Origin of the sequence: Rhizobium croatiense (genome assembly GCF_019793465.1) — a bacterium.
Taxonomy (GTDB): domain Bacteria; phylum Pseudomonadota; class Alphaproteobacteria; order Rhizobiales; family Rhizobiaceae; genus Rhizobium; species Rhizobium croatiense.
Window position 1 is genome coordinate 198,942 of record NZ_JAILYJ010000011.1, and the last position, 24,578, is coordinate 223,519.

A 24,578-nucleotide genomic window follows, 5' to 3' on the forward strand; every position below is an offset into this window, starting at 1 on the left:
CGCAAATGGCCGCGCGGCATTCCTTGCGATCAGGTCTGGCGGGCTAGCATGGATGACGTTTTGAAGGCGATGATCGCCGTCGAAGACGCCAAGGTGAGCTTCGGCGCCGTCAGGGCGCTCGATGGCGTCACGCTCCGCGTCATGCCGGGCGAATGCGTCGGCCTGGTCGGGCACAACGGCGCAGGAAAATCGACGATCGTCAGCGTGATCAATGGCGGCCTGACGCCGCATGAGGGAAGCGTGGCGAGTGATGGCGAGCGGCTGGAGCGCTATGGCATCAACACCGCGCGAGCCCGCGGCGTGCGCTGCGTCTTCCAGGAACTGTCCCTCTGCCCGAATCTCTCCATCGAAGAAAATACGCGTATCATGCACCGCCATCTCGGTGGCTTCGGCTGGCGCAGGCGTGCCGCAAAAATCATCGAGAGAAGCCTCGATGCCGTCTTTCCCGGTCATGGCATCGATAGCGGCCGTGCCGTCGGGGATCTTTCGATCGCCGAACGGCAGATGGTCGAGATAGCAATGGCTTTTTCCGATGCCGGCATATCGCCGCGGCTGGTGATCCTCGACGAACCGACCTCGTCGCTCGACGCAAGCCTCGCCCGCCAGATGCGCGACCATGTCCGGCGCTTCGTCGCGGCCGGCGGCTCCGTCATCTTCATTTCGCATATCCTGCACGAGATTCTCGACACTGCCGACCGCATCATCGTCATGAAGGATGGACGCGTTGTTGCTGAACGTCCCGCGCAGGAATTTGACCATCATGGACTTGTGAAGGCCATGGGAACGGTTGCAAAGGAAGAAACCGGCGTCCGCCCGGCACGCGCGCAGTCCGACGCTGCCCTCGTTCTGTCGCATCAAACGGCTGGCCGGCCTTTCATGGCCCGCAAGGGCGAAATCATCGGACTGGCAGGCCTTGCCGGCCACGGGCAGACCGAACTCCTGCTCGCGCAGTATGCAGCCCAATCGGGCAACTGGCTGCCCGAACGCGATCCACTCGTCACCTTCGTTGCCGGTGACCGCCGCCTTAATGGCGTCTTCGAACTGTGGAGCATCCTGCGCAATTTCTCGATTGCCTCGCTCCGCGATTTGTCGCGACGGGGTGTCATCCTCCCGGACGAAGAACAGACGAAAGGCGCCGACTGGAAGCGGCGGATCGAAATCCGCACACCCGATATGGCGAACCCTATCCTGTCGCTTTCCGGCGGCAACCAGCAGAAGGTGCTGTTTGCGCGCGCGCTTGCGACACACGCGCCCGTCGTTCTGATGGACGATCCTATGCGCGGCGTCGACGTCGGAACCAAGCAGGAAGTCTATGCTATCATCCGCGAGGAAGCATCGCGCGGGCGCACCTTCATCTGGTATTCGACCGAGACCGATGAAGTCCGCCTCTGCGACCGCGTCTATGTCTTCCGCGAGGGCCGCATCACCGCCGAACTGGCCGGCGATGCCGTCAACGAGACGAACATCATCGCCGCCTCCTTCGAGGGGGTCGCCGCATGACGTTCCGATTCTCCGCGGACGCGATGCGTCTTGCCATCCCCGCCCTATCGCTGACCCTGCTACTCGCTTCCGTCTTCTGGCTGCAGCCGCGCGCCATGAGCTATGTCGGGCTCAACCTGCTGTTCAACCTGGCCGTGCCGATCGCGCTTGCGACGATCGCCCAGATGCTCGTCATGGCGGTCAACGATCTCGATCTCTCCATGGGCACCTTCGTCAGCTTCGTCGCCTGCGTCAGCGCCACTTTTCTGCGCGATGCGCCCGTTATCGGAATCCTGATCCTTGCCGGCGCGATCGCAGCCTATGCGGCGCTCGGCGTAGTGATCCATTTGCGCAACCTGCCATCGATCGTGGTGACCCTCGGTATGAGCTTCGTCTGGGGCGGCCTTGCCGTGCTGCTGCTGCCGGCGCCGGGCGGGCAGGCGCCGGACTGGGTGCGCTGGCTCATGACCGTCAAGCCGCCGCTGGCGCCGATGGCGATCGTCGCCAGCATCGTCATTGCCGCCGTCGCGCATCTTCTCGTCATGCGCTCCTCACTCGGCGTGCTGATCCGCGGCATCGGCGGCAATCAGCGTTCGGTGGAGCGCGCCGGTTGGTCGATCGTCGCGGCTCGCGCCGCAGCCTATGGGCTCGCCGGTGCCTTCGCTGTTCTTGCCGGTATCGCCCTTGTTGGTCTCACGACCTCGGCCGACGCCAACATCGCGCTGCGCTACACGCTGCTGTCGATCGCCGGCGTCATCCTCGGCGGCGGCGAGTTTATCGGCGGCCGCGTCTCTCCGATCGGCGCCGTCATCGGGGCGCTGACACTGACGCTCGCCGGCTCTTTCCTGTCCTTCCTGCGCATCTCGCCCGACTGGCAGATCGGCGCTCAGGGCGCGATCCTGATCATCGTGCTGGCGCTGCGCCTGATGCTGAACCGCCTCGAGAAGCGGGAGAAACGCTGATGACGTCTCGCCTCAATCTTATCGGCAGACCCTGGATCTGGTCGTGGCTTGCCGCCTTCGTCGTCTGGTTCCTGACGATCATGGTGACCTTCGGCGCCAGCACGCTCGGCCTATCGCAGGCCGCCCTCACCTTCGCCGCCTTCTCGGTCATCGTCGGCATCGGCCAGATGTTCGTCATCACGCTCGGTCCCGGCAACATCGATCTCTCGGTTCCCGCCACCATGACGCTTGCCGGTACCGTGGCGCTGAAACTGATGAATGTCGAAAACGGTATGGTCCTGCCGGGGCTCCTGATTGCCATCGCCATCGGCCTTGCCGTCGGTATCGGCAATTATGTGCTCATCAAGGCGCTCAGGATTCCGCCGATCATCGCCACGCTTTCGGTGAGCTTCATCGTGCAATCCGCGGCGATCTGGACGAACCGCGGCTTGCGCATCAAGCCCCCAAGCATGCTCGCGGAATTCACCACCTCGACCACGCTTGGCGTGCCGAACGTGGCGATCGTCGCATTCTTCATCTCGCTGATCGCCTGGTTCCTCCTCGAGAAGACGATATATGGTCGCTGGATCTCGGCGATCGGCCAGAGCATGCCGGCCGCCCGCATGGCCGGAATACCAGTCGACGGCACGCGCTTCGTCACATACCTCTTCTGTGCCGTGCTCGCATCCGTCGCGGGTTATCTGCTTGCCTGCTTCTCCGGCGGCGCGGCGCTCAACATGGGCTCGGAATATCTGCTGACCTCGATCGCCGTCGTCGTGATTGGCGGCACGGCGGTCGCCGGCGGCGATTCCAACGTACCCGGCATCTGGGGCGCATCGCTCTTCATGTTCCTTGTTGTTTCCATGCTCAACACCTACGGGCTCGGCGCCGGCATCCGCCTCATCATGACCGGCCTCATCATCATCAGCGTCATCATGCTTGCCGGCGGCCGGCGGGCTGGCATGCGATAAACGGAAAGACCATCATGGCAGAGGCCAGCATTTACGAAATTCACGACCCCCGCTTCCGGCAGATGATCGTGACGAGCGCCGGCCTCGACGAACTCTATTCTGGCTGCCGCTGGGCGGAGGGTCCCGTCTGGTTCAACGATGCCAACCAGCTACTGTGGAGCGACATTCCCAACCAGCGCATGCTGCGGTGGACGCCCGAGGGCGGCGTCTCCGTCTACCGGCAACCCTCCAACTTCACCAACGGCCACACGCGCGACCGGCAGGGGCGGTTGATCTCCTGCGAACATGGCGGGCGCCGCGTAACGCGCACCGAGATCGACGGCTCGATCACCGTGCTTGCCGACCGTTTTGAGGGCGCCAGGCTCAATTCGCCGAACGATGTGGTGGTGAAGTCGGACGGTACGATCTGGTTTACCGATCCGACCTACGGCATCATGTCCGACTATGAGGGCTACCAGGCCGAGCCGGAGCAGGCGACCCGCAACGTCTACCGCTTCGATCCGGCGACCGGCGGGCTTACGGCTGTCGTCAATGATTTCATCCAGCCGAACGGCCTCGCCTTCTCGCCTGACGAAACGATCCTCTACATTGCGGACTCGGCGGCCAGCCACGACGAAAACCTGCCGCGCCACATCCGCGCCTTCGACGTCGTCGACGGCAGCGGGCTCACCAACGGCCGCGTCTTCTGCCAGATCGATAATGGCATTCCTGACGGTATTCGCACTGACATGAACGGGAACCTCTGGTCGAGTGCGGGTGATGGCGTGCATTGCTTCGAGCCGACCGGCAAGCTGATCGGCAAGATCCGCGTGCCTCAGACCGTCGCGAACCTCACCTTCGGCGGCCCCAGACGCAACCGGCTGTTCATCGCCGCGACACGGTCGGTTTATTCGGTATATGTCGCCACGGCCGGCGCTCAGAGGCCGTGAGCTTGCCGCGCCGATTTAGAATGGTGAAATCATCCTCGCCGGCTCCGACCCGCGCTCTTAATCATGAGGAGCGCAGCAAGGTGTCGATCTCGGCGCGCGAAGGCATGGCGGGGGCAGTGCCTGGCCGGGTCACGGCGATTGCCGCGGTCGCGCAGCCAAAACGGACGGCCTCGATCGGCGCTTGTCCTTCAGAGATCGCCGTGGCGAAGCCGCCGAGGAAAGCGTCGCCGGCCCCTGTCGTGTCAATGACGTTGCCCGCCGAAAAAGCAGACACAAGCTGGCTCTGCCCGGCGGTGTGGTACAGCGCGCCTCGTGCGCCGAGCGTGATGATCACCGCTCTCGCTCCGCGATCCAGCAGTGTGCTGGCCGCCGCACGCGCCTGCTCATCCGTTTCGATTGCATGTCCCACCAATTCGGCTGCCTCGACCTCGTTGGGGACAATGAAATCGCACAGGCTATAGATACTGTCCGGTATGGCGTGGGCGGGCGCCGGGTTAAAAATGGTCGTGGCCCCTGCCCTTTTGGCCATCGACAACCCATGCATGGCGGCCTCGAGCGGCTGTTCGAGCTGGGTCATGAAGATGGCGGCGCTTTCGATCTCCGCCCGGTTCGCATCGACATCCTCGATGCCGATGAGGCCCGCCGCGCCCGGTGCGACGATGATGGCATTGTCGCCGCTCACCTCGTCGACGAAGATGAAGGCGGCGCCGCTGGAAACGCCGTCCATCTTCATCACATTGGCTTTGACGCCCGCCTCCGCATAGGCTGAAAGCGCCATCGCGCCGAACGGGTCGTTGCCGACCCGTGAGATGAAGGTCACCTTGCCGCCCGCCTTTGCCGCCGCAATTGCCTGATTGGACCCCTTGCCTCCCGGCCCGAGCGTGAAACCGGAGCCCATCAGCGTCTCGGCAATATGGGGCAGGCGCTTTGCCTTATAGGCAGTGTCGGCAGCAAAAATGCCTAGGATGACGATCCTGCTTTTCTCGCTCATCGGACCGCCTCCTCGGCCGGAATGACGCCCTTGGTCAGAAGGAAACATCCATAGAACCGCAGTTCCCCCGTTGCGATCACGCAATAGGCCTGCTTGGCGATGTCGTAGAAGGCCATGCGTTCGACGGGATACATCGGCGATGGCTTGCCCTCGGCGCGATCGACAATCGCCTGGACCTCCTGCTGAATCGGCGGAATTTCATCGGGATTGCCGATCACTTCCATGCGGCCGACCGACGGCTGAATTGGGGTGTCCAGCGGCAAGACCGACAGGACCGCGTCGATTGCCTGCGGCGCGGGAATGTTTTCCATGGTCAGCAATTTACCGAGACGCGTCTGGCGGGCTATCGAATCCGATGGAAAATTCATGTCGGAGATGACGAGATAGTCGCCGTGTCCCATGTTGCAAAGTGCTTGCAGAATGTCGCCGTTGAGCTCGGCCCGAATTCCTTTGAGCATTGATCTTCCATCCTTTTCTCGTCGCCGGAGCACCGGCCGTGCCTCAATTGGTATGTCCTGTTATATCCGCCTTGGGTTGCGGGCATGGGCCGCTGGAACCGCGCACGATCAGCGATCCGTCGACCGTTTCGTCTGCCGTGCCCGGCGGCTCCGCCAGCAGAAGGCTGACCGCGCGCCGTGCCAGCATGTCGGCCGGCTGGCGTATGGTCGTCAGCCGCGGCACCACCAGATTGGCGAGCGAAATGTCATCGAAACCGGTGACGGATAATTTTCGCGGCACGTCGATCTTGAGGTCGCGGGCCGCGCGTAATGCGCCGATAGCCTGCTGGTCGCTGGCGGCCGCGATCGCCGTCGGCCGGTCCTGCGCCGGGCGCGAAAGCAGGTTACGGGCAATTCTTTCGCCGGACTCGTAGTCGAATCTGCCGTAAGCGATTTCCAGGTCAACGGCTTCGCCGGTCTTGGCGAATCCGTCCATGCGGCTGACGAAGGCCTCCTTGCGCATGCGCCCTGCTTCGGTGTCGGTCGGGCCGGCAATATAGGCAATGCGCCGGTGCCCCAACCCATAGAGATGATCGGCAATCAGCGTGGCCGCCTGCGCATGGTTGGTCGATACGAGGGGAAAAGTGCCGAAGCGCCGGTCGAGCGATATGACCGGGACCGAAGCGGGCAGATCAAGGCCGGACCCATCGCTCGAAGCCACGACGATGATGCCGCGCACCGCCCGGTCGAGAAAGGCCGAAACGTGGCTCTGCTCCGCCTCGCTGTCGTTATGCGAGCTTGCCAGCATCAGGCTGTGCCCGCATTCGAGCGCCGCACGCTCAATGCTTGCCGCAAGCTGCGCAAAAAAGGGATTGGTGATGTCGGGAACGACGAGGCCGATGACGTCGGTTCTGCTGGTGCGCAGGGCTCTTGCGGTGACGTTCGGCCGGTAGCCAAGCGCCGAAATGGCGTTGTTGACCTTTTCGCGCAGCACCGGCTTGACCGCGGCTTCGCCCGACAACACGCGCGAAACGGTGCCCACGGATACGCCCGCATGTTCGGCAACGTCCTTGACTGTCGGCATCTTCGCCATTTCTAACATCCCGCAGCTATTTTACGGCGCCCGCGGTCATCCCGGCGATGATATGCTTTTCCAGCACGACGCCGACGACGACCAGCGGCAGGATTCCGGCGGTGGAAAGGGCGGCCATCGACCACCAGTTGATGCCCTGGCTGCCTGTCTGGCTGGCAATCATCACCGGCAGCGTGTTGGTATTGGTGGAGGTCAGCAGCGCGGCGAAGAAATATTCGTTCCAGCACAGGATCAGCGCCAGCAGGAAGGCGGCCACCATGCCCGGCAGAACCAGCGGCACGATGATGCGGGCAAACGCGCCCCAGACCGACAGGCCATCGACCAGGGCTGCCTCTTCGAGCTCTACGGGTATGGTGGCGAACTGGTCGCGCATGATCCAGACGACGATCGGCAGGACCATCAGCGTATAAACGGCGATCATGCCGGCATAAGTGTCGAGCAGCGCCAGTTCCTTGTAGAGAACCAGGAACGGCAGGGCGAGGACGACCGGCGGCATGATGAGCTGCGACAGGAAGAAAAAGGAGATGTCGGAATTGCGCATATGGCCGAACTTGTAGGAAAAGCGGCTGAGGCCGTAGGCCGCCAGCGATCCGAGCACGACCGCAAGAGCGGATGCCGTGACCGAGATGATGACGCTGTTCCAGAGCCGGCGCATGAATTCGTCCCGCACCGTCGATATCTGCGAGATGGTATCGGGAGAGAGCCCGAGCGAGCGCCAGCCGAGCCAGCTGGGCGTAAAATTGAACCAGGGGATCAGATTGCCGCGCATGACATCCGCCGCCGTCTTGAACGAGGTCGAAACCGTCCAGAACAGCGGGAAGATGCAGACACATGCCCAGACGACGAGCAGGCCGTAGACGGCAAAACGCATGGCCCACCAACGAATGCGCTGGCCCCGCCCGTATTTCTCGAAATCGATGCGAACCATCAGAGCCTTCCTGTCATCCGCTTCACGATACGGTCGGAAATCTTCATCAACCCCGTCATCCCAACGACGATGATCACCAGATAGACGAGCGCGAGCAGCGTCCCGTAGCCGACATTCGAACGGTCGCGGTATTCGCGATAGATGAAACTGGTGACGGAATCGGTCGCGCCGCCCGGGCCTCCCGATGTCACGGTAATGATGATGTCGGCGAGCTTGAGCTTGAAGATAATGCGGATCATCACCGCCGTGACCGACACCGGCAGCATCAGCGGGAAAATGACCTGCCAGAAGCGCTGCCAGCGGGTGGCGCCATCGACTTCGGCCGCCTCCAGCACCTCCCGGGACAAGGCCTGCAATCCGGCAAGCAGCATGATCATCATGAAGGGAATGAAGGTCCAGGCATCCATGATCATGATCGAAAGCCGCGCCGTCAGCGGATCGCCGAAAAAGGAAGGGTTTTCCCAGCCGAGCCAGCGGGCCAGGCGCGCGATCGGGCCGAAACGGGTCTCCAGCATCGACTTGCCGACCATCCAGCTCACCGCGACCGGCGACAGCATCAAGGGGACGAGGAAGGTCACCCGCCAGAATTTCCGGGCAAGGATTTCCTGGTTGAGGAGCAGCGCCAGGCCGAATGCGATCGCATATTCCACGACGATCGCCAGGGAATAAAGGATCATGTTGAGCAAGGCGTTGGCATAGAACGGGTCGGCGATCATCCGTCGCACGTTGTCGAGCCCGTTGAAGCGCCGCCCGGCAGAAGAGGCGAGGTTCCAATCGGAAAAGCCGATCCAGAGCGCAAAGAGCAGTGGGAAGACCACCATCGACACGACGAAAAGCGCGGCCGGCAGAACAAAGAGCGCCTTCTTGCCGGCCTCGCCGTAAATGACGACGCGCGTGACGCAAAGAACCGCGGCCCAGAGGAAATAAGCATAGAGGACGGGCCGCCAGTTCGCAAAACCCCATTCGGTCCAGCCCAGTTCATGGACCCCCTGCAAGACAAAGGACGCCATGAACCATGCGGCGCTGAGCCACAGAGCCGCGCGGCCCCAGAAACGGCGGCTCGCGGAAATGGAGCCGGCTTCGACCGTGTGCAGCAGGTCGCCTTCGACTGTCGACATGATATTCCTCGCCCGGATAGAAAAGGCGCCGGCGGAATCGCTTCCGATCCACCGGCGCGTTTGGTCAGAGGCTTAGAGCCCGAGGCTCGCCCGATAGAGTTTCAGCTGGCTGTCGCGGCCGATCTGGTCGGTGATCTTTTCCCAGGCCGCCGCAATCGCATCGGCGGTCTCCTGCGCCGACTTGTACTGTCCGGCAAATCCCTTCGCCAATTCGTCCTCGGCGACGGAGTAATATTGGAAGATACCGGGGATGCGCGGTTCGATCGCGGCGTTCGGATGGTTGTAGCTGTCGGCATTCGAACCCAGATAGTCCTCGATATAGGCGCGGTCGTAACCTGCCTTTTCCCATTCGTCGTAGTTGAAGTTCGACTGACGGTAGGGCTGGAAGCCGGACGGATAGGCCGACGTCCACAGCGACAGATCCTTGCCGCCGAGATGGGCGGCGGCGGACCAGGCCGCCTTGCGTTTCTTCTCGTCGCTGGAGACCCGCTTGGTGACGTAGATGCCCCAGCCGAGATAGGCCATGTTGGGCGCTTCGTTATACTTGTCTTCCCATTGCCCGGTCTTGCGGTTGTAGACCCGGTTGGAGCCGCGGTTGATGCCGAAGCCGACCACATCGCCGACGACCGAAGTGTCCGAGGTGCGCGCGCCGGAGCCGACGTCGCCCCACCACATCAGCATTGCGCCGGTGCCGGCCAGGAACTGCGAGAAGGCGGTGGTGCCGGGGTCGGCATTGATCTGATCGGCCGGATAGGCCTTGGCCGCGATCAGATCCAGCACGTCCTGGATCGCCTGGACCCATGCGGGATTATTGACCAGCGGCTTCATGTTGTCAGGATCGAACAGCCAGGCCGGGTCGCCCGGATATTTGGCATAGGCGGTCGCGCGGTTCTCGATGAAATAGAAGCCGAAACCACCCCAGCCCTTGAGCGGATCGAGATAGCCGTAGGCCGGCTGGCCGGTCAGCGGATCGGTTTTGCCGATCAGCGCCTTGGATGCTGCGTTGACCTCCTGCCAGGTCTTCGGCGGTTCGGCCATGCCGCTGATCGAGCCTTCGCCGAAGTAATCCTTGCGGTAGGCGAAGGTGTGGCAGTCGCCGTCGATCGTCACGCGATAGGTCTTGCCGTCCCAGGTGCCGACCGGGGGCTTCAGGTAGCTCACCAGGTCGTCGGCTTCGATCTGCTTTGCCGCCCAGTCGGGCATCTCGTCCAGAAGCCCGCGTCCGGCTGTGTCGCCTTCGAAGGGTGCGCCCATTTCCAGAATGTCGAAATCAACCGTGCCGGTCGCGATCGACTGCTGAAGGCGGGCATTGTAGTCGGCTTGCGCAAGGTCGATCCAGTTGATCTTGGCGCCGGTATAGGCTTCCCACGGCTTCAGGAAGCCGCGGAACAGGAAGTTGTGCAGATTCTGGTTGTTGAGCCCCATGAAGGTCAGCTCGACACCTGTGAATTCGCCCTGCTTGACATTGGCCTTGGTCGGGCCGAGGCAGAGTTCGCCGACCTTCTGCCAGTCTGCATCCGTTGGCGAGCCCTTGCCGACCCCCGGTATCTGCAGGATCTGGGCGCGCAGATCATCGGCAGCGAACGCCATGCCGGGAATTCCGCCGACCGCGCCGGACAGGCCGAGCAGTGCTGCTGCACTCGCCGTTCCGCGCAGAACGTCGCGGCGGCTTGCCTGACGGCGCATCAGTGCATCGTATATTTCGACTTTCATGTCTTCCTCCTCCACGCTTCGTTAGGCTGCTGCCAGCCGGTCTTTCCGAACTGGTTCCGGTCCGATTTTTGGACTGGTCTCGTGCAGAACTATCTGGTAAGCAAGAAAATGAAACGTTTCATAATTCTTGCTTGAAACCGCTCCTCTCGGTCTCGCCATCGAGCATTAGACGGCAAGCGGCAAAAGTCAACAAGAAATGAAACGTTTCATGGAGGAGGTCTCACGGTCTCTCGGGCCGCGGCGCGACGCGGTTGCCTCGAGCCCGATGCCGTGGATATTGTCAAGCGACGCATATCCCTTGGGATTGCCCCTGGGGTGGGCCGAAAAGCGATTGGGAGGCATATGGCTGAGGTCAATATTTCGGAGGCGCGCAAGGCCTACGGCGCCTTAAATATCCTGCACGGCGTCGATATCGAAATTCGCGACGGTGAGTTCGTGGTGCTGGTCGGCCCGTCCGGCTGCGGTAAGTCGACTTTGCTGCGCATGGTCGCCGGCCTCGAAAGCATCACCGGCGGCACCATCTCGATCGGCGGAAAGGTCGTCAACAATCTGCCGCCGAAGGACCGCGACATTGCGATGGTCTTCCAGAGCTACGCGCTCTATCCGCACAAGACCGTTGCCGAAAACATGGTCTTTGCGCTACGCCTGCAGAAGCAGCCGGCCGATGTCATCAAACAACGGCTGCAGGCGGCGGCCGAAACCCTCGACCTCGTGCCCTATCTTGACCGCTATCCACGCCAGCTTTCCGGCGGCCAGCGGCAACGCGTGGCGATGGGCCGCGCCATTGTCAGGTCGCCGCAGGTCTTCCTGTTCGACGAGCCTCTGTCGAACCTCGACGCCAAGCTGCGCGTGCAGATGCGCAAGGAGATCAAGGAGCTCCACCAACGGCTGAAAACCACGACGATCTATGTCACCCACGACCAGGTCGAAGCGATGACCATGGCCGACAAGATCGTGGTCATGCAGGGCGGCAAGATCGAGCAGACCGGAACGCCCCTGGAACTCTACGATCGTCCGCGCAACACGTTCGTGGCGACCTTCATCGGCTCGCCGTCGATGAATCTGCTGAAAGGCCGCTACAAGGCCGATGGTGCGGTGTTCGTCACCGAGACCGGCGACGAGATTGCGCTCGGTTTCACGCCGGAGGCGTCCGATGGACAGGCCGTGCTTCTCGGCGTGCGGCCCGAACATCTGTCCCTCAGCCCGGGCGGCCTGGAAACGACCGTCAACGTCACCGAACCCACCGGCCACGAGACGATGGTGTTTCTGCGCTACGGCTCCGGCGAGCTTGTCGCGGTGCTGTCCGAACGTCACGATTTCGAGCCGGGGCAAGTCGTGACGATAGCGGCTCGGCCGGGCAAGCTTCATCTGTTTGACGCGGAATCCGGCAAGACGCTCCGGCGGGATTGAATTTTGGCGTCTCGTCGATCTGCGGGCCTAGCGGTAAAATAGCCCATGGTCTCCGCAGTCTCGACAATGCAGCCCGGCCTTGCTTGACCTTCGTCAAAGCGAGACCGATTTACACCTTGTAAGCTGCTTCTTCACATAAGAGTGGCCGTGGACTTGCGATATGGAATTTCAGCGAGCGGAGGCCTATCATCGGTTTGGAGGCTTAGATGCTTTCGACAGAGCGAGATTTAAAGCGGGGCGGTGAGCGTTTTCCCATTCCTTCGCAAGGCGAAGTCGAAGGCAGGCTTTTGATGTTCGAAGTGGTTGCCGTCACCTGCCTGCAGGAGCTTCTCGCAAAAACGGATCCGCATCTGCTTTTCAGGCTTCGCCGAAAGCTCATTCGCAATTTGAAGGAGAAGTGCGCGCCGTTGAAGCTCTGTGCAGACGACGAAAGGGCAGCAAAAGAGTTCGCGCTCCAGCTGTTCAGCGCCGCTCTGGAAGCGGCAGAAGCCGAGGTTCGAACCGGTAGCCAAAATCCGCAGAAGACCCGCTAGAAACAACCGCTCCATCTCATCTTCGCCCTACAATGAAGAGGGCCGCCTGTGGGTGGGTTCCAGGAAGATGGATTGAAATAGACGGTTGTCACGACATATCGAATAGAAGTCTCCTCAGAGGCCAGACGACTGGCGGTACCTGGATCCGCGCATGATGACATCGATCATGATGGCCGATGCATTCCAACGTCTCAGCCTCGCGCTGGCGATCGGCATTCTCGTCGGTATCGAGCGCGGATGGCGCGGGCGCGAGGCCGCACCGGGCAAGAGGGTGGCCGGTATCCGCACCTATGGCCTCTCAAGCTTCCTCGGCGGCTTTTGCGGTTTCCTGCAGCCCATTCACGGGGCCGATCCTGCCGACGGCCATCTTCGCATTTTTCTGTATCACGATCCTTGGCTTCAGCGGCGTGCAGGCACCTGCGCGAGCGGGACTACAGCGCGACCGGCGCCATCGCCGCGATAACGGTTTTTGCGCTCGGCTTCGGCGCCGTCGTCGCGGACATGACGACGACCGCGGCGAGTGCGGTCGCCATGACGGCACTTTTGGCGGCGCGGGAGCCGCTGCACGGATTTCTGCGGAAGCTGACCTGGCTCGAGCTGAGAGCCGCCTTGATCTTGCTGACGATGACGGTCGTCATTCTTCCAATTCTTCCCAATGAGGCCGTCGATCCCTGGCAGATGATCAATCCCTTCGAGCTGTGGATGCTGACCATATTCGTGGCAGCGGTTTCATTTGCGGGCTATGTGATGATCAAGCTCAGCGACGCCAGGGCCGGACTGCTGCTGACGGGTGCCTGCGGCGGTATCGTCTCCTCGACGGCCCTGACGCTTTCCTTCGCGCGTCAATCGAAGCAGATGTCGGCGCTCTCGCCGCTGCTTTCGGCCGGAGCGATGCTGGCGGGGGCCGTATCCTTGAGCCGGGTGCTATTGATCTGCAGCGTCATCGCACCACCAGCGGTGCTGATGGAGCTTGCGGCATTCCTCGGACCAGCTGCCGCGGTGCTCGCCATCGGCGGCGGCCTCGCCGGCTTCTCGCCGCGCTCCGACGACGGTCCCGACTTTTCACCGAAAAATCCGTTGGAGGTGATGGTCGTATTGCGCTTTGCTCTTCTGCTCGCCGTCGTGACCATCGTGACGCGCGCGACGTTGGCATACTTCGGAACGCAGTCGCTGCTCGCCGTTGCCTTCATCACGGACCTGGGCGATCTTGACGCGATAACCCTGTCGATTGCGAAGCTCCCGTCGTCAAATGTGCCGGCGGATGCGGCCGCGCATGCGATCGCGGTCGCCGCCTTCGCCAATCTTCTTGCGAAAACCGTTCTCGCGGGGATCGCGGGAAGCTTGGGCTATGTGGTTCGGCTGGGCGTCGTGAGTGGTATTGCAACGCTCGCCGGCGTTGCCGGCTTGCTGCTGACCTAAAGCGCGTCGCATCAAATTTGATTCATGCGACGCGCTTTACTCTTTACCTCTGCTCGAAACCTCCTCAGCCGAGGCCGCTCAAGAACTCTTCCGTCTCCATGAGTTCCAGCTGGACGGAAAATCGATCGTGCAGCAGTTCCAGCGACGCGTCATAAGTGTCGTCGGCGCTGCTGCAGACGGCGTCCTTCAGCACGATAACGCGATAGGCAAGATCGATGGCGCCAAGCGTCGTGGCGAGCACGCAGACATCCGTTTCCCCGCCGGTGATCACAAGGGTATCGACCCGCTCCGACTGAAGATTCGCATGGAGGCGGCCGTCGATCCAGGGCGAATAGGTGCGTTTGTCGAAGTATCGCGCCGGCGGAACAAGCGAGGCCAGCGTAGACGGCAGATCGACGAGCTCGGGCGGCAGGTGCTCGCCCGTCATCATCCACCATTTCTGGTAATAGTCGCGCCATTTTCCCGGCATCGCATCCGGATGCTGAGGCGGGACGAAGCGGGTAAAAATCGTCCGGGACGGATGCCGGCCGGCAAGCTCCTCGATCTGTGCAGAGATCCGAACCATCCAGGGCACGTGCCATGGGGTGTCTTCGGCAAACATGCGCTGCATGTCGACGCAAAGGTGCCGCCACTCGCCGATCCCGCCCATCAGATCCTCCCTTCATCTTCGGGCCTCAACCGCTGCCCGCAACGAAAGTTCCCGACTGATGGAAGATCAAAGACTCTCAAGGATGTCGCGCAAAACCGGGCAGCGGTTTTGCGTAAAACAAAATTTAAGGAAGCGAATCTGAAAGCTCGCGACGCGCTTTTAGGCAATGGCTCCCGAAGTGATCGTCCGTGATCCGCCGCCGCTCTCCGATTTGGCGAAGCCGACGAGTTCGCGGAGAGGAACCGGTTTGGAGAAGAAATAGCCTTGGAGATCGGTGCAGCCGAGGGCGGTCAGAAAGTCGCGTTGATATTCGGTTTCAACCCCTTCTGCCGTCGTCGAGATGCCGAGATTGCGGCTGAGGGTGACGATCGCGCCGATGATGGCCGCTCCGTTGGCTTTTGCGCCGAGCTGCGAGACGAAGGAACGATCGATCTTGATGCGGTCGATGTCGAAACGCACCAGATGGCTGAGGCATGAGAAGCCGGTCCCGAAATCATCGAGGGAAATCTGAATGCCCCGGCTGCGCAGTGATTTCAGTACCGTATAGACATCCGAATTATCCTCGATGAGCGAGGACTCGGTGAGCTCGAGCTCGAGGCGGGATGGCGGCAGGCCGGTCTCTTCAAGCACGGCGAAGACTTCCTCGGCGAAATGTGGTCTTCTCAGCTGGGCCGGCGACACGTTGACCGCCACGAAGGTGTCTTCAGGCCATGTGCAGGCGGCCCGGCAGGCTTCGCGCAAGACCCAGAAACCGAGGGCGTCGATGAGGCCGCCCTCTTCGGCTGCGGGGATGAAGCTCGCAGGGGTGAGCAGTCCGCGCTGACTGTGACGCCAGCGCACGAGAGCCTCCGCGCCGGAAGCCGAATATCCGCCCTCGGCGCGATGCACCGTCTGGTAATAGACCTCGAGCGATCCGAAATCCGGCTTGCTGCCGCCCGGGCCGGGTTGGGGATTGCCAGCGGAGGGGGCCGTGCCTTTGGCCAGAACTTCGCGCAATTCGTTCTTGAGAATGTCGCGCGCATTTCTGCCGCCGTCCATGGACGGGGAATAGACGCGCCACTGGCCTCTCCCGCCCATTTTTGCCTCGTAAAGTGCGACGTCGGCATAACGCATGACGTCATCGGCATTTCGCCCGGCATCCGGCACGATGGTGACGCCGATCGAGCCGCCGACCCGGGCGACCGCTTCGCCCCTCAGAAGCGGGAAGGGCCTGCCAAGTTCGGCAACGATCGCGTCGCATATGGACAGCAGGATTTGATCGTCATCCTTGATGTCCCGGAGAAGCACGGCAAATTCGTCGCCTCCGAGCCGGGCGAGCGTATCATCAGGACGAAGGACGGAACGGATCCGCTCGGCGGCCATCCTGATGAGTTCATCACCGGCGGCATGGCCGAACGTGTCGTTCACCGCTTTGAAGCGGTCGAGGTCGAGAAGTGCGACGGCCGAGCGCTCGGTCGAATGCCGCGTATCGGTCAGGCACTCCTCGAACCGCATGGCGAACAGGGCGCGGTTGGGAAGGTCGGTCAGCACGTCATGCAAGGCAAGCTGCCTTGCATGCAGCTCGCTTCTCTTCAATTCGCCGAGACTGCTCCGCAGCCGCACAAGCAGCACCGAAAACAGCACGGCGATCACCAGGGCGGCAATCGAAAGCGCCGGCATCAATCGGCCGATCACCCGTGAACCTGGAAGATCGGGTCGCCATACGATGAAGCCGATCGGTTCACCATTTGCCGTCGCGTCGATTTGGAACGCGACCTCATTTTCGTCGGCATCGGCCGTGCGGGCAAAACGCGCGCCGTTGAGGCCCTGCTGCCGGCTCAACTCGTCGAGGGCCGCACCATCGAGAAACCGCACGACGATCAGGAATTGCCGCATCGGCTGCGGCTGTCCATCGGGAGCTTCGTTGATAGCGACGATGCCGACGATCGTCGGCCGGCCTTCCAGCCGCATCAGATTGGCCAGCGCATGGTTGGGGCGAACCGCGCTCGCCCGACGGCTTTCCAGCGAGGATGGCGTTCGGTCGCTGAAAGTCGGACTGTGGCGCGCCGTAAGACGGCTATCCCTGAGGAGCGGCAAAAACAGAGGCTTCATCCAGCGATAGCGTTTTTCCGTTTTGGCGTCGGTCAGCATGCTCAGCTGAGCCTTTTCGTCGACGACAAAGGCCTGATCATATCCGAAGGCGGACATTGCGGTTTCGCTGATTGCGCTGCCGGCCGCACCGGTCAGAACCGTATCGAGGCTGGAGGAGACACCTGCCGACCGGGACGCGGGATAAACGCGGGCGAGATAGCCGTTGCCGAACTGACCGATGACATGGGCGACCTGATCGACCTGTTCGCGCAGACGCGCATTCACCAGCTGACGCTGGCGATCAAGGGCCGCAGCGTCGCTTTCGGCTCCGGCCCAGAGCGCCGATAGCACGACGAGTCCAATCGCTCCGAGCCCGCTGATGGCGATCAGAAAGAGAATTCTTCCCGAGGCGATCCAGGACTTCTGGAACGTATTGGAGCTGGATGGAACAACGATATGCAAGCCTGGACCCCTGGACACCACGATACGGGCGCATTCGTCAACGCTAACAAATAAGCGTTCACGTAGAATTAAAGGCTGCGGCGCACTATAGGACGAGATCGATCACGCCCAGGGGGTTCCGGCGATGTTGCGAATATCCATTCAGATTTTATTGCGCAGCGTGCTGATGGTGGGCGGGGTGGGTGTCGCTTTGGCGGCGGTCTCGCCGCTGCCGGTGGCCGCACAAGAGCGAATGCCGATGAGAGTTGCCGTCGAAGGTGCGTTTCCGCCCTTCAACTATCTCGATGCGAATAACAAACTTCAGGGTTTCGACATCGATATCGCCAATGCCCTTTGCGAGACCGGCAAGTTCGAATGCCAATTCATCATCGAGAAGTGGGACGACATGATCCCCGATCTCGTTGCTGAAAAATACGACGCGATCATTTCATCGATGTCGATGAGCCTGGAGCGGCGCCAGAAGGTCGCTTTCACCGAGAAATACTACAACAGCCCGTCAGTGTTCATCGCGCGGAAGGATTCGCCGATCACTGACGTCAGTCCCGCCGCCCTCAATGACAAAAAACTCGGAGTGACGTCGTCGACGGCGCAGGAATCCTATGCCAACCATTTCTATCCCGACATGAAAAAGACGGTATTCCGGTCGTCGCCGGAATTGTACAAAGGCCTGTCGGATGGGCGCGTCGACATTATCCTGGAGGATAAGCTCGCCATTTACGACTGGATCGCCAATACGAAGGCGGGAACCTGCTGCGCGTTCAAGGGGCCGGACCTGGTCGACGTCACTTTTTTTGGCGAAGGTGCCGGGATTGCGGTGCGTCTGGACGACAAGGAGCGCCTTGCACGCCTGAACGAGGCGTTGAAGACGATCAAGGAAGACGGGACTTATGACATGATCAATGCCAAGTATTTCCCGTTCAGCATCCAGTAGCCGGCAACAGAATTTTCGTGTGACTGCAGCGAGATGGCCGGTTCTGCCGGCCATCTCCATTTTGAGCTAAAGCGCGCGGCTGCGCACTTTAGCGCGAGATGCTTTGTCGTCAGGCGGCTTTCGCGACCTCTCCATGCGGGTCGAGAACAAATTTCGTCGCCGCGCCGTGGTCGAAGCTCTCATATCCCTGGACGGCTTCGTCGAGCGGGATGACCTTGGCGTTGACGATGTCGGCGATCGGCAAGCGGTCGTGAAGGATCGCCTGCATGAGCTGGCGATTATATTTGAGCACCGGCGTCTGGCCGGTGTGGAAGGATTGCGCCTTGGCCCAGCCGAGGCCGAAGCGAAGCGAAAGATTCCCGTGTTTGGCGGCATTGTCGACGGCGCCGGGATCCTCGGTGACGTAGAGGCCGGGAATGCCGATCGAGCCTGCGGCGCGGGTGATCTCCATCATCTGGTTGAGCACGATCGCCGGCTGTTCGCCGCCCGAATGGCCGCGTGCCTCGAAGCCGACCGCGTCGATGGCGCTGTCCACCTCGTTGCTGCCGACGACCTCAGCGATCATGTCGCCGAGACGATCGCTCTTGGAGAGGTCGATCGGTTCGAAACCGACCTTGGCCGCATGCGCCAGGCGGTCCTTGTTGAAATCACCGATCATGACGACGGCGGCGCCGAGGATGCGAGCCGAAGCCGCAGCCGCAAGACCGACGGGGCCGGCGCCGGCGATGTAGACGGTCGAGCCGACGCCGACGCCGGCGCGCACTGCGCCATGAAAGCCGGTCGGCAGAATATCGGAGAGCATGGTGAGATCGCGGATCTTCGCCATTGCCTTGTCGCGATCCGGGATTTTCAGCAAGTTGAAATCGGCATAGGGGATCGTGACGTAGCGTGCCTGGCCGCCGATCCAGCCGCCCATGTCGACATAACCGTAAGCGCCACCGGCGCGGGCCGGGTTCACGGTCAGGCAGACGCCGGTGTCCTGGGATTTGCAGCAGCGGCAACGGCCGCAAGCGACATTGAACGGTACCGAGACGATATCACCGATGTCGAGCATCTCGACGTCGATCCCTTTCTCGATGATCTCGCCGGTAATTTCGTGACCGAGGACCAGGCCCGGCATCGCCGTCGTGCGGCCGCGGACCATGTGCTGGTCGGAGCCGCAGATGTTGGTCGAGATCACTTTCAGAATGACGCCGTGTTCGATGCGGCGGCCGTCGGGCGCTTCCAGCTTCGGGTCGTCGATGTCGCGAACTTCGACCTTGCCCGGCCTCAGATAGACGACGCCTCTATTCTTGCTCATGGATTCCTCCCATTTGTTGAGTGCCTCGATCTGCAGCCGATGCAGCCGATGGCAATGCTTTCCTCCGGCCTGCCTCCTCTGCAGTCCGGTATTCACACGCCGCATCGGGCGATGTTCGAATTTCGCAGATAGGCGGGGACAGACTGGATCGAGGAGAGAGTGAGTACGATAGGGCTGGCCTGTCGTGCTGCTCTCGTCATCGCCCGCCGCAATCCGTAGATCTGCTGCGAAAAGAGCTGATTTAGGGCTACAGAACCTCCTTTCGATCCTTCTGGATATCTTTCCGGATAACTATCCGGTCGTTCCTGAGGATTTCAGTCCTTTACCACCGTGGCGGCGTGCCGGCGGCCTGCCTGCCATACTTCATGTCGCTCGCTTGCGCGGCAGCGCCGTGAACGTGACAAGAAAACCATGCCTGACGAAAAACAGAGCCCGAAAAAACGACACGGGTGCCCCTCAAGACGACAATCGGCAAAGTCGTCATCTCCTGCGGTAATCAGATCTGTTCGGCCAGCGGCAGATGCCGTTTCCAATCGTGATTGGACATCGGCTGCGTCCTGAGCCACGCTGTTTTTGGGAGCGGACCGTCTATTTTTCCGAAGATAGGAGGCCGGAATGGAACAGTATGCACTGGAGCAGCTGAAAACAGTTGCGAAGATCAGCACGAGCATAAAGCCCCTTGAACTGACGCGGCGCGAACGCATTGAACGCTGGGCCGAATGTCTCGACCGCAGCCCCAGACCGTTTTTGAAAACGCTTCACGAGACAGAGTATCAGCCGATCGCAGATCGGCTTGCCCTGCGGGGTGACGACACCCCGATCTCCGTTGCGTTCGCTGATCCCATTCTGCGGGCGGCCGGAATGGAGAATGACAGCTATGGAGAAGCCAAACGGTTCTTCGAACTCAGCGACGAACAGTTGCACGAGCTTGTCTGCTTCTGTCATTTTGGTGAAAGCGTCAGCGCGGCAGCAGTCGCTCGCCGCGTGCGAAGGCTCGCAGATCCCAGACCAAACGGGTTTTTCGCTCAGCTTCGTGCGTTCTTTGGCTAAAAGGCCATGACGCTGTAAGGCTGGCATTCGCCGCGACGAAGCGGCCTGCCACGGCAGTTGGCAGGTCACCCGCCTCGGCAAACGCGAACAGGACCAGCGCAAAACGGTTGTTCCGGTGGACCGGAGGATGGGCTTCGCGCTTTTCCCGGCAAAACCGCTACGCGCTTTGCTGGAATTGCCCTAAAGCGCGTCGCATCAAATTTGATTCATGCGACGCGCTTTAGCCCTTTGTCTTTGATGCAAGTCGTTGTCCCGGAACCGCTGCACACTTCCGGGCGACATGCATTAGCCGTCGTAAGACCGCCGGCCTCGGTTGAAGTCGACCGCGGTATGCCAGAACACAGCGCCGAGGATGATCGCGCCGCCGAAATAGGTGGCGACGGGCGGCTGTTCTGAAAACAGCAGCCAGACCCAGAAGGGCGTCAGCACGATTTCCATCGTGCCGATCAGCGCGGCTTCCGCCGGCGGCATCCGCTTTGCCCCGGCGAGGAAGAGCACCAGCGCCAGCGAGAAATTGGTGGCGCCGAAGGCGGCAAGGACGATCCAGTTGTGCAGGTCGAGCGAGGCGACTGAACCGAACGGCGCGAAGATGACCAGGGTCAGGAAGGCGCTGACAACGGTCGGCGGCAGGCTCGGCACGCTGGGATCGATGCGCGGAATGATGATAACGAGCGCGAAGGACGCGGTCATGCCGAGCGCCAAGAGGTCGCCCCAGCCGGTGCCGCCGCCGATCGACGAGGCGACGATGACGCCGACGCCGAAGAGGGACACGGCGCCGGCAATCATCGTCCGCCTGGCAACCCTCTCCTTGAGGATGAGCCAGCCGAACAGAGCCGCGATGAAGGGCGTGGTCGCATAGATCATCGTCACATTGGCGACGGTGGTCATGTAGAGCGCCCCGATGAAACATCCCTGACTGAACGTCTGGCATGCGATCATCGCAAGACCGGACGGATGGAAGACGGAACGCCATTGCCGCCGCGAGATGCCCCCTTCGAGGAAAAGGCAGGGGATCAGCAGGAACAGGCCTCCGAACAGCGACCGCCACGCGATCGCCGTCCATACGTCGGTGGTGAGGAGTCGCGAGTAAACGCCGCTCGCGCTCCAGGCAAGTGTCGCGGCAACGATGAGAAGCACACCCTTCTCGTGCTCGCTGCCTGCGAGGTGTCTAGCCGGATTTTCAATGGTCACGCAGAGATTCTCAAAGAAGGAAGTCGAACGCCGCCCATTTCTGCGCCAGGAATTGACATTAGACAAATGAATAGTAGTGATAGCTATCATCGATTTTATCTATGGCTGCCAATGCAAGAGCCGATCGAAAGTGACCTTCTCAGAACCTTCCTTGTTGTGGCCGAGACGTCGAACTTTTCGGCGGCCGCCCTGCGCATCGGGCGGACGCAATCTGCGGTCAGCACGCAGATCAAGAGGCTCGAGGCGGCAATCGGCGAAAACCTTTTTGAGCGCGGCGCCCGCGGCGTGCTGCTGACGCGCCAGGGCATCCAGCTCGTGCCCTATGCCCGCAGGGTCATCGATCTCCTGAACGAGGCGGCCGCGACGATCCGCAGCAAGCCGCTCGACGGGCCGGTGCGCATCGGAATCCCCGAGGAATACAGCCAGACGGTGCTGCCGGCAGCGCTTGCGGCTTTCGCGGTTCGCCATCCGGCAGTCGAAGTCACCGTCTCCTGCGATTACACGGTCCGCAACCTTGCCGCCCTGGAACGGGACGAACTCGATCTCGCCGTCGTCTTCGACTGGAGCGATCAGAACAAGGGCGAGGTTCTCTGCGTCGATCCGACCGTCTGGGTCACGTCGATGATGCATCGGCTGCACGACATCGATCCCTTGCCGGTTGCGACCTATCGCAATTCCACCTGGTCACGTGACTTTGCGCTGCGCTCGCTGGAGCAGATCGGCCGCAGCTACCGGATCGCTTTCATCGCCGATACCGGTTCGGGGCTGAAGAATGCCGTGACCGCCGGCCTTGCCGTCACGACGCTTTCCCGCAGCAGCATTCCGTCCGGCTGCCGCGAACTGACCGCCGAAGACGGTTTTCCGCCGGTCGATTCCTCGAAGGTCGTACTGCGCCGCAATAGTTTCCGCTCCAGCGAGGCCGTGCGGGAATTGGCCGAAATGCTGCGGGACGCATTCCAGCCTATGTCGGTGCCGATGATATGACGCGGCGGTGCAAGCGGCGCCGCGTCTCCGACGGGCTTTCGGAAAAACTCGCCCGGTAGCTTCTCGCAAAGGCCGAGGCCGAATTGAAGCCTGTCGCCGCCGCGATGTCGGCAAAGGAGGCCGTCGTCTCGATCACCTTGCGGCGCGCCGTGTTCAGCCGCAGCGCCAGATAATGCACATGCGGCGGCGCGCCGATGCTCTGCTGGAAGAGGTCCTGCAGATGCCGGGCGCTGATGCCCACCCTGCGGGCGAGCCGCGCCAAAATCAGCGGCTGCTCGATATGCTCCTCCATCAAATGCACCGCTTGCGTCACGCGGGGGTCATGCAGGCGCAGTCCTGCCGACGCGGCGGAAAGCATTTCGTCGGCGTGGAAGGAAGGCTGCTCGTAACGGAACAGCCGGCTGACTTCGAGCGCCAGGGAATAACCCTGTCGCTGTCGGATCACCTCGAGCATCAGGTCGACGGTCGGCAGCGAGCCTGATGTCGTCAGCCGCTTGCCGTCGATGACGAAACGATCCTTGACGGCCCTGACCTCGGGATAGGCCAGGGCGAAATCCTCGTAGTCCTCCCAGTGGACGGTCGCCGGCAGTCCGTCGAGCAGGCTTGCTTCGGCGAGTAGCCACGTGCCGGACTCAATGCCGGCAATGATGGTGCGGTAGCGGGCTGCCTGCGAGAGCTGCATCTTCAGCGCCGGCGTGGCGCTGCGGCGCCAGTTGTAACTGGCCAGCACGAACAGCGGTGTCTCCTCGGTCGTCGCCCGGAAACTTCCCTCAGCCGGGACGGCGATATGGCTGGTGGTCGGGACCGGCGCTCCATCCGGCGTCAAGAGCCGCCAGCGATAGAGTTCGCTGCCGGCGATGCGGTTGGCGCCACGCAGCGGCTCGATGACCGACGCAATCAGGATCAGGTTCGTCTCCGGCAGGACGAGAAGATCGATATCGAGCCGTTCCGTCGATCGCTGCAGCAAGGTCGCCTCCCAATTGTTCCGATAATGTATCAGCAACTTCCGAGCATGCAAAGCATCATGGGCCAACCTGTCGCGTAATGCCCGACAAGACGGGGAGAACAAAATCATGCCTCTAGCGATGAACCGCGATGTCTTCATCACCTGTGCCGTCACCGGCGCCGGCGATACGGTTTCCAAATCCAGCCATGTTCCCATCACTCCCAAGCAGATCGCGGATTCCGCGATCGACGCCGCCAAGGCTGGGGCGGCCGTTGTTCACTGCCATGTTCGCGATCCGGAAACGGGGGCCGCGAGCCGCCGCAACGAGCTCTACCGGGAGGTCACCGATCGCATCCGCTCGGCCGATATCGACGTCGTCCTCAATCTCACGGCCGGCATGGGCGGGGACCTGATCTTCGGGGATGTCGAAAGCCCCCTCCCCCTCAATCCAAAAGGCACTGATATGGCGGGCGCCAGCGAACGCGTCAGCCATGTCGCCGAATGCCTACCCGAAATCTGCACGCTCGACTGCGGCACGATGAACTTCAACCTCGGCGACTATGTCATGACCAACACGCCGGCCATGCTGCGGGCCATGGCGAGGAAGATGACGGATCTCGGCGTGCGGCCGGAGATCGAAGCCTTCGACACCGGCCATCTCTGGTTCGCCAAACAGCTTGCCGAGGAAGGCCTGATCGAAGATCCGGTGCTGATCCAGCTCTGCATGGGCATTCCATGGGGCGCGCCCGACGACCTCAACACCTTCATGGCGATGGTCAACAACGTGCCGCAGAGCTGGACTTTCTCGGCCTTTTCGATCGGCCGCAACGCCATGGCCTATCCGGCAGCGGCGGTTCTCGCCGGCGGCAATGTGCGCGTCGGCTTGGAAGACAACCTCTTCGTCGGCAAGGGCCAGCTCGCCACCAATGCGCAGCTTGTCGAAAAGGCGGTGCAGGTGGTGGAAGGCATGGGGGCGCGGATCATCGGACCGGAAGATGTGCGCAAGAAGCTGAAGCTGACGAAGCGCTGAGGA

General features: G+C 61.8%; 21 protein-coding genes and 1 pseudogene. 11 read left to right on the forward strand and 11 right to left on the reverse strand.

The genetic code is table 11. The annotated features are described in order from the left end of the window. Positions 1-48 precede the first annotated feature (48 nt). The 4 genes from K6M89_RS19210 to K6M89_RS19225 are packed head-to-tail and all read left to right on the forward strand — an operon-like array spanning position 49 to position 4,320. Positions 49-1,500 carry a sugar ABC transporter ATP-binding protein gene (locus tag K6M89_RS19210; protein ID WP_222140556.1) on the forward strand — a complete coding sequence of 484 codons (1,452 nt, stop codon included), beginning with the start codon at positions 49-51 and terminating at the stop codon, positions 1,498-1,500. After that, complete coding sequence (locus K6M89_RS19215) at positions 1,497-2,441, forward strand: ABC transporter permease (RefSeq protein ID WP_222140557.1); 945 nt, start codon at positions 1,497-1,499, stop codon at positions 2,439-2,441. The genes K6M89_RS19210 and K6M89_RS19215 overlap by 4 nt, the downstream gene beginning before the upstream one ends. After that, complete coding sequence (locus K6M89_RS19220) at positions 2,441-3,391, forward strand: ABC transporter permease (protein WP_222140558.1); 951 nt, start codon at positions 2,441-2,443, stop codon at positions 3,389-3,391. The genes K6M89_RS19215 and K6M89_RS19220 overlap by 1 nt, the downstream gene beginning before the upstream one ends. Positions 3,392-3,405: 14 nt before the next feature. Continuing rightward, entirely contained in the window at positions 3,406-4,320 is a 915-nt protein-coding gene (locus K6M89_RS19225) for an SMP-30/gluconolactonase/LRE family protein (protein WP_222140559.1), read from the forward strand. Between the two features lie 61 nt (positions 4,321-4,381). On the opposite strand, the gene rbsK is transcribed toward K6M89_RS19225, so the two are convergent. The 6 genes from rbsK to K6M89_RS19255 all read right to left on the reverse strand — a co-directional run bounded on the left by rbsK (position 4,382) and on the right by K6M89_RS19255 (position 10,600). Next, on the reverse strand, positions 4,382-5,311 hold the full coding sequence (rbsK, locus tag K6M89_RS19230) for a ribokinase (RefSeq protein WP_222140560.1): 930 nt from the start codon (positions 5,309-5,311) through the stop codon (positions 4,382-4,384). Further along, positions 5,308-5,769 (reverse strand): RbsD/FucU family protein, encoded by a 462-nt coding sequence (locus K6M89_RS19235; RefSeq protein WP_097584555.1) that lies wholly within the window; start codon positions 5,767-5,769, stop codon positions 5,308-5,310. The genes rbsK and K6M89_RS19235 overlap by 4 nt, the downstream gene beginning before the upstream one ends. Before the next feature lie 43 nt (positions 5,770-5,812). Further along, a complete protein-coding gene (locus K6M89_RS19240) occupies positions 5,813-6,841 on the reverse strand; it encodes a LacI family DNA-binding transcriptional regulator (protein WP_097584557.1) in 1,029 nt (342 codons plus the stop codon). A 16-nt stretch (positions 6,842-6,857) separates the two neighbouring features. Then, the gene (locus K6M89_RS19245; RefSeq protein ID WP_064686393.1) at positions 6,858-7,769 is read right to left on the reverse strand and encodes a carbohydrate ABC transporter permease; all 912 of its coding nucleotides are present in this window, start codon (positions 7,767-7,769) and stop codon (positions 6,858-6,860) included. Beyond that, the gene (locus tag K6M89_RS19250) at positions 7,769-8,887 is read right to left on the reverse strand and encodes a carbohydrate ABC transporter permease (protein ID WP_222140561.1); all 1,119 of its coding nucleotides are present in this window, start codon (positions 8,885-8,887) and stop codon (positions 7,769-7,771) included. Before K6M89_RS19250 ends, K6M89_RS19245 begins: the two co-directional genes overlap by 1 nt. Positions 8,888-8,959: 72 nt before the next feature. Continuing rightward, on the reverse strand, positions 8,960-10,600 hold the full coding sequence (locus K6M89_RS19255; RefSeq protein WP_222140562.1) for an extracellular solute-binding protein: 1,641 nt from the start codon (positions 10,598-10,600) through the stop codon (positions 8,960-8,962). A 342-nt stretch (positions 10,601-10,942) separates the two neighbouring features. Between K6M89_RS19255 and K6M89_RS19260 the strand changes: the two genes are divergently transcribed. From K6M89_RS19260 to K6M89_RS19270, 3 genes and pseudogenes are all read left to right on the forward strand, one after another. Continuing rightward, on the forward strand, positions 10,943-12,010 hold the full coding sequence (locus K6M89_RS19260) for an ABC transporter ATP-binding protein (RefSeq protein WP_222140563.1): 1,068 nt from the start codon (positions 10,943-10,945) through the stop codon (positions 12,008-12,010). A 206-nt stretch (positions 12,011-12,216) separates the two neighbouring features. Further along, entirely contained in the window at positions 12,217-12,543 is a 327-nt protein-coding gene (locus tag K6M89_RS19265) for a hypothetical protein (protein ID WP_097584565.1), read from the forward strand. Positions 12,544-12,694: 151 nt separating this feature from the next. Further along, positions 12,695-13,962, forward strand: a pseudogene (locus K6M89_RS19270) (MgtC/SapB family protein). Between the two features lie 64 nt (positions 13,963-14,026). Here K6M89_RS19270 and K6M89_RS19275 read toward each other — a convergent pair. Together K6M89_RS19275 and K6M89_RS19280 are read right to left on the reverse strand one after the other, a co-directional pair. Further along, positions 14,027-14,611, reverse strand: coding sequence for a cysteine hydrolase family protein (locus K6M89_RS19275; RefSeq protein ID WP_097584567.1), 585 nt, complete (start codon positions 14,609-14,611; stop codon positions 14,027-14,029). Between the two features lie 159 nt (positions 14,612-14,770). After that, the gene (locus K6M89_RS19280) at positions 14,771-17,143 is read right to left on the reverse strand and encodes a putative bifunctional diguanylate cyclase/phosphodiesterase (protein ID WP_222140564.1); all 2,373 of its coding nucleotides are present in this window, start codon (positions 17,141-17,143) and stop codon (positions 14,771-14,773) included. 124 nt (positions 17,144-17,267) lie between these two features. Here K6M89_RS19280 and K6M89_RS19285 point away from each other — a divergent pair, with 124 nt between their 5' ends. Next, the gene (locus K6M89_RS19285) at positions 17,268-18,074 is read left to right on the forward strand and encodes an ABC transporter substrate-binding protein (RefSeq protein WP_097584570.1); all 807 of its coding nucleotides are present in this window, start codon (positions 17,268-17,270) and stop codon (positions 18,072-18,074) included. Between the two features lie 109 nt (positions 18,075-18,183). On the opposite strand, the gene fdhA is transcribed toward K6M89_RS19285, so the two are convergent. Then, complete coding sequence (gene fdhA, locus K6M89_RS19290; protein ID WP_004674667.1) at positions 18,184-19,374, reverse strand: formaldehyde dehydrogenase, glutathione-independent; 1,191 nt, start codon at positions 19,372-19,374, stop codon at positions 18,184-18,186. A 615-nt stretch (positions 19,375-19,989) separates the two neighbouring features. On the opposite strand from fdhA, the gene K6M89_RS19295 reads away from it, so the two are divergent. Continuing rightward, entirely contained in the window at positions 19,990-20,424 is a 435-nt protein-coding gene (locus tag K6M89_RS19295) for a hypothetical protein (protein ID WP_097584571.1), read from the forward strand. A 285-nt stretch (positions 20,425-20,709) separates the two neighbouring features. Here K6M89_RS19295 and K6M89_RS19300 read toward each other — a convergent pair whose 3' ends face one another. Beyond that, positions 20,710-21,615 carry a DMT family transporter gene (locus K6M89_RS19300; protein WP_222140565.1) on the reverse strand — a complete coding sequence of 302 codons (906 nt, stop codon included), beginning with the start codon at positions 21,613-21,615 and terminating at the stop codon, positions 20,710-20,712. A gap of 111 nt (positions 21,616-21,726) precedes the next feature. Here K6M89_RS19300 and K6M89_RS19305 point away from each other — a divergent pair, with 111 nt between their 5' ends. Continuing rightward, complete coding sequence (locus K6M89_RS19305; RefSeq protein ID WP_222140566.1) at positions 21,727-22,599, forward strand: LysR substrate-binding domain-containing protein; 873 nt, start codon at positions 21,727-21,729, stop codon at positions 22,597-22,599. On the opposite strand, the gene K6M89_RS19310 is transcribed toward K6M89_RS19305, so the two are convergent. Continuing rightward, on the reverse strand, positions 22,577-23,566 hold the full coding sequence (locus K6M89_RS19310; RefSeq protein ID WP_097584574.1) for a GlxA family transcriptional regulator: 990 nt from the start codon (positions 23,564-23,566) through the stop codon (positions 22,577-22,579). The two genes, K6M89_RS19305 and K6M89_RS19310, sit on opposite strands and share 23 nt — an antisense overlap. A 106-nt stretch (positions 23,567-23,672) precedes the next feature. Here K6M89_RS19310 and bcoG point away from each other — a divergent pair, with 106 nt between their 5' ends. After that, a complete protein-coding gene (bcoG, locus tag K6M89_RS19315; RefSeq protein ID WP_222140567.1) occupies positions 23,673-24,575 on the forward strand; it encodes a 3-dehydrocarnitine:acetyl-CoA trimethylamine transferase BcoG in 903 nt (300 codons plus the stop codon). Positions 24,576-24,578 lie beyond the last annotated feature (3 nt).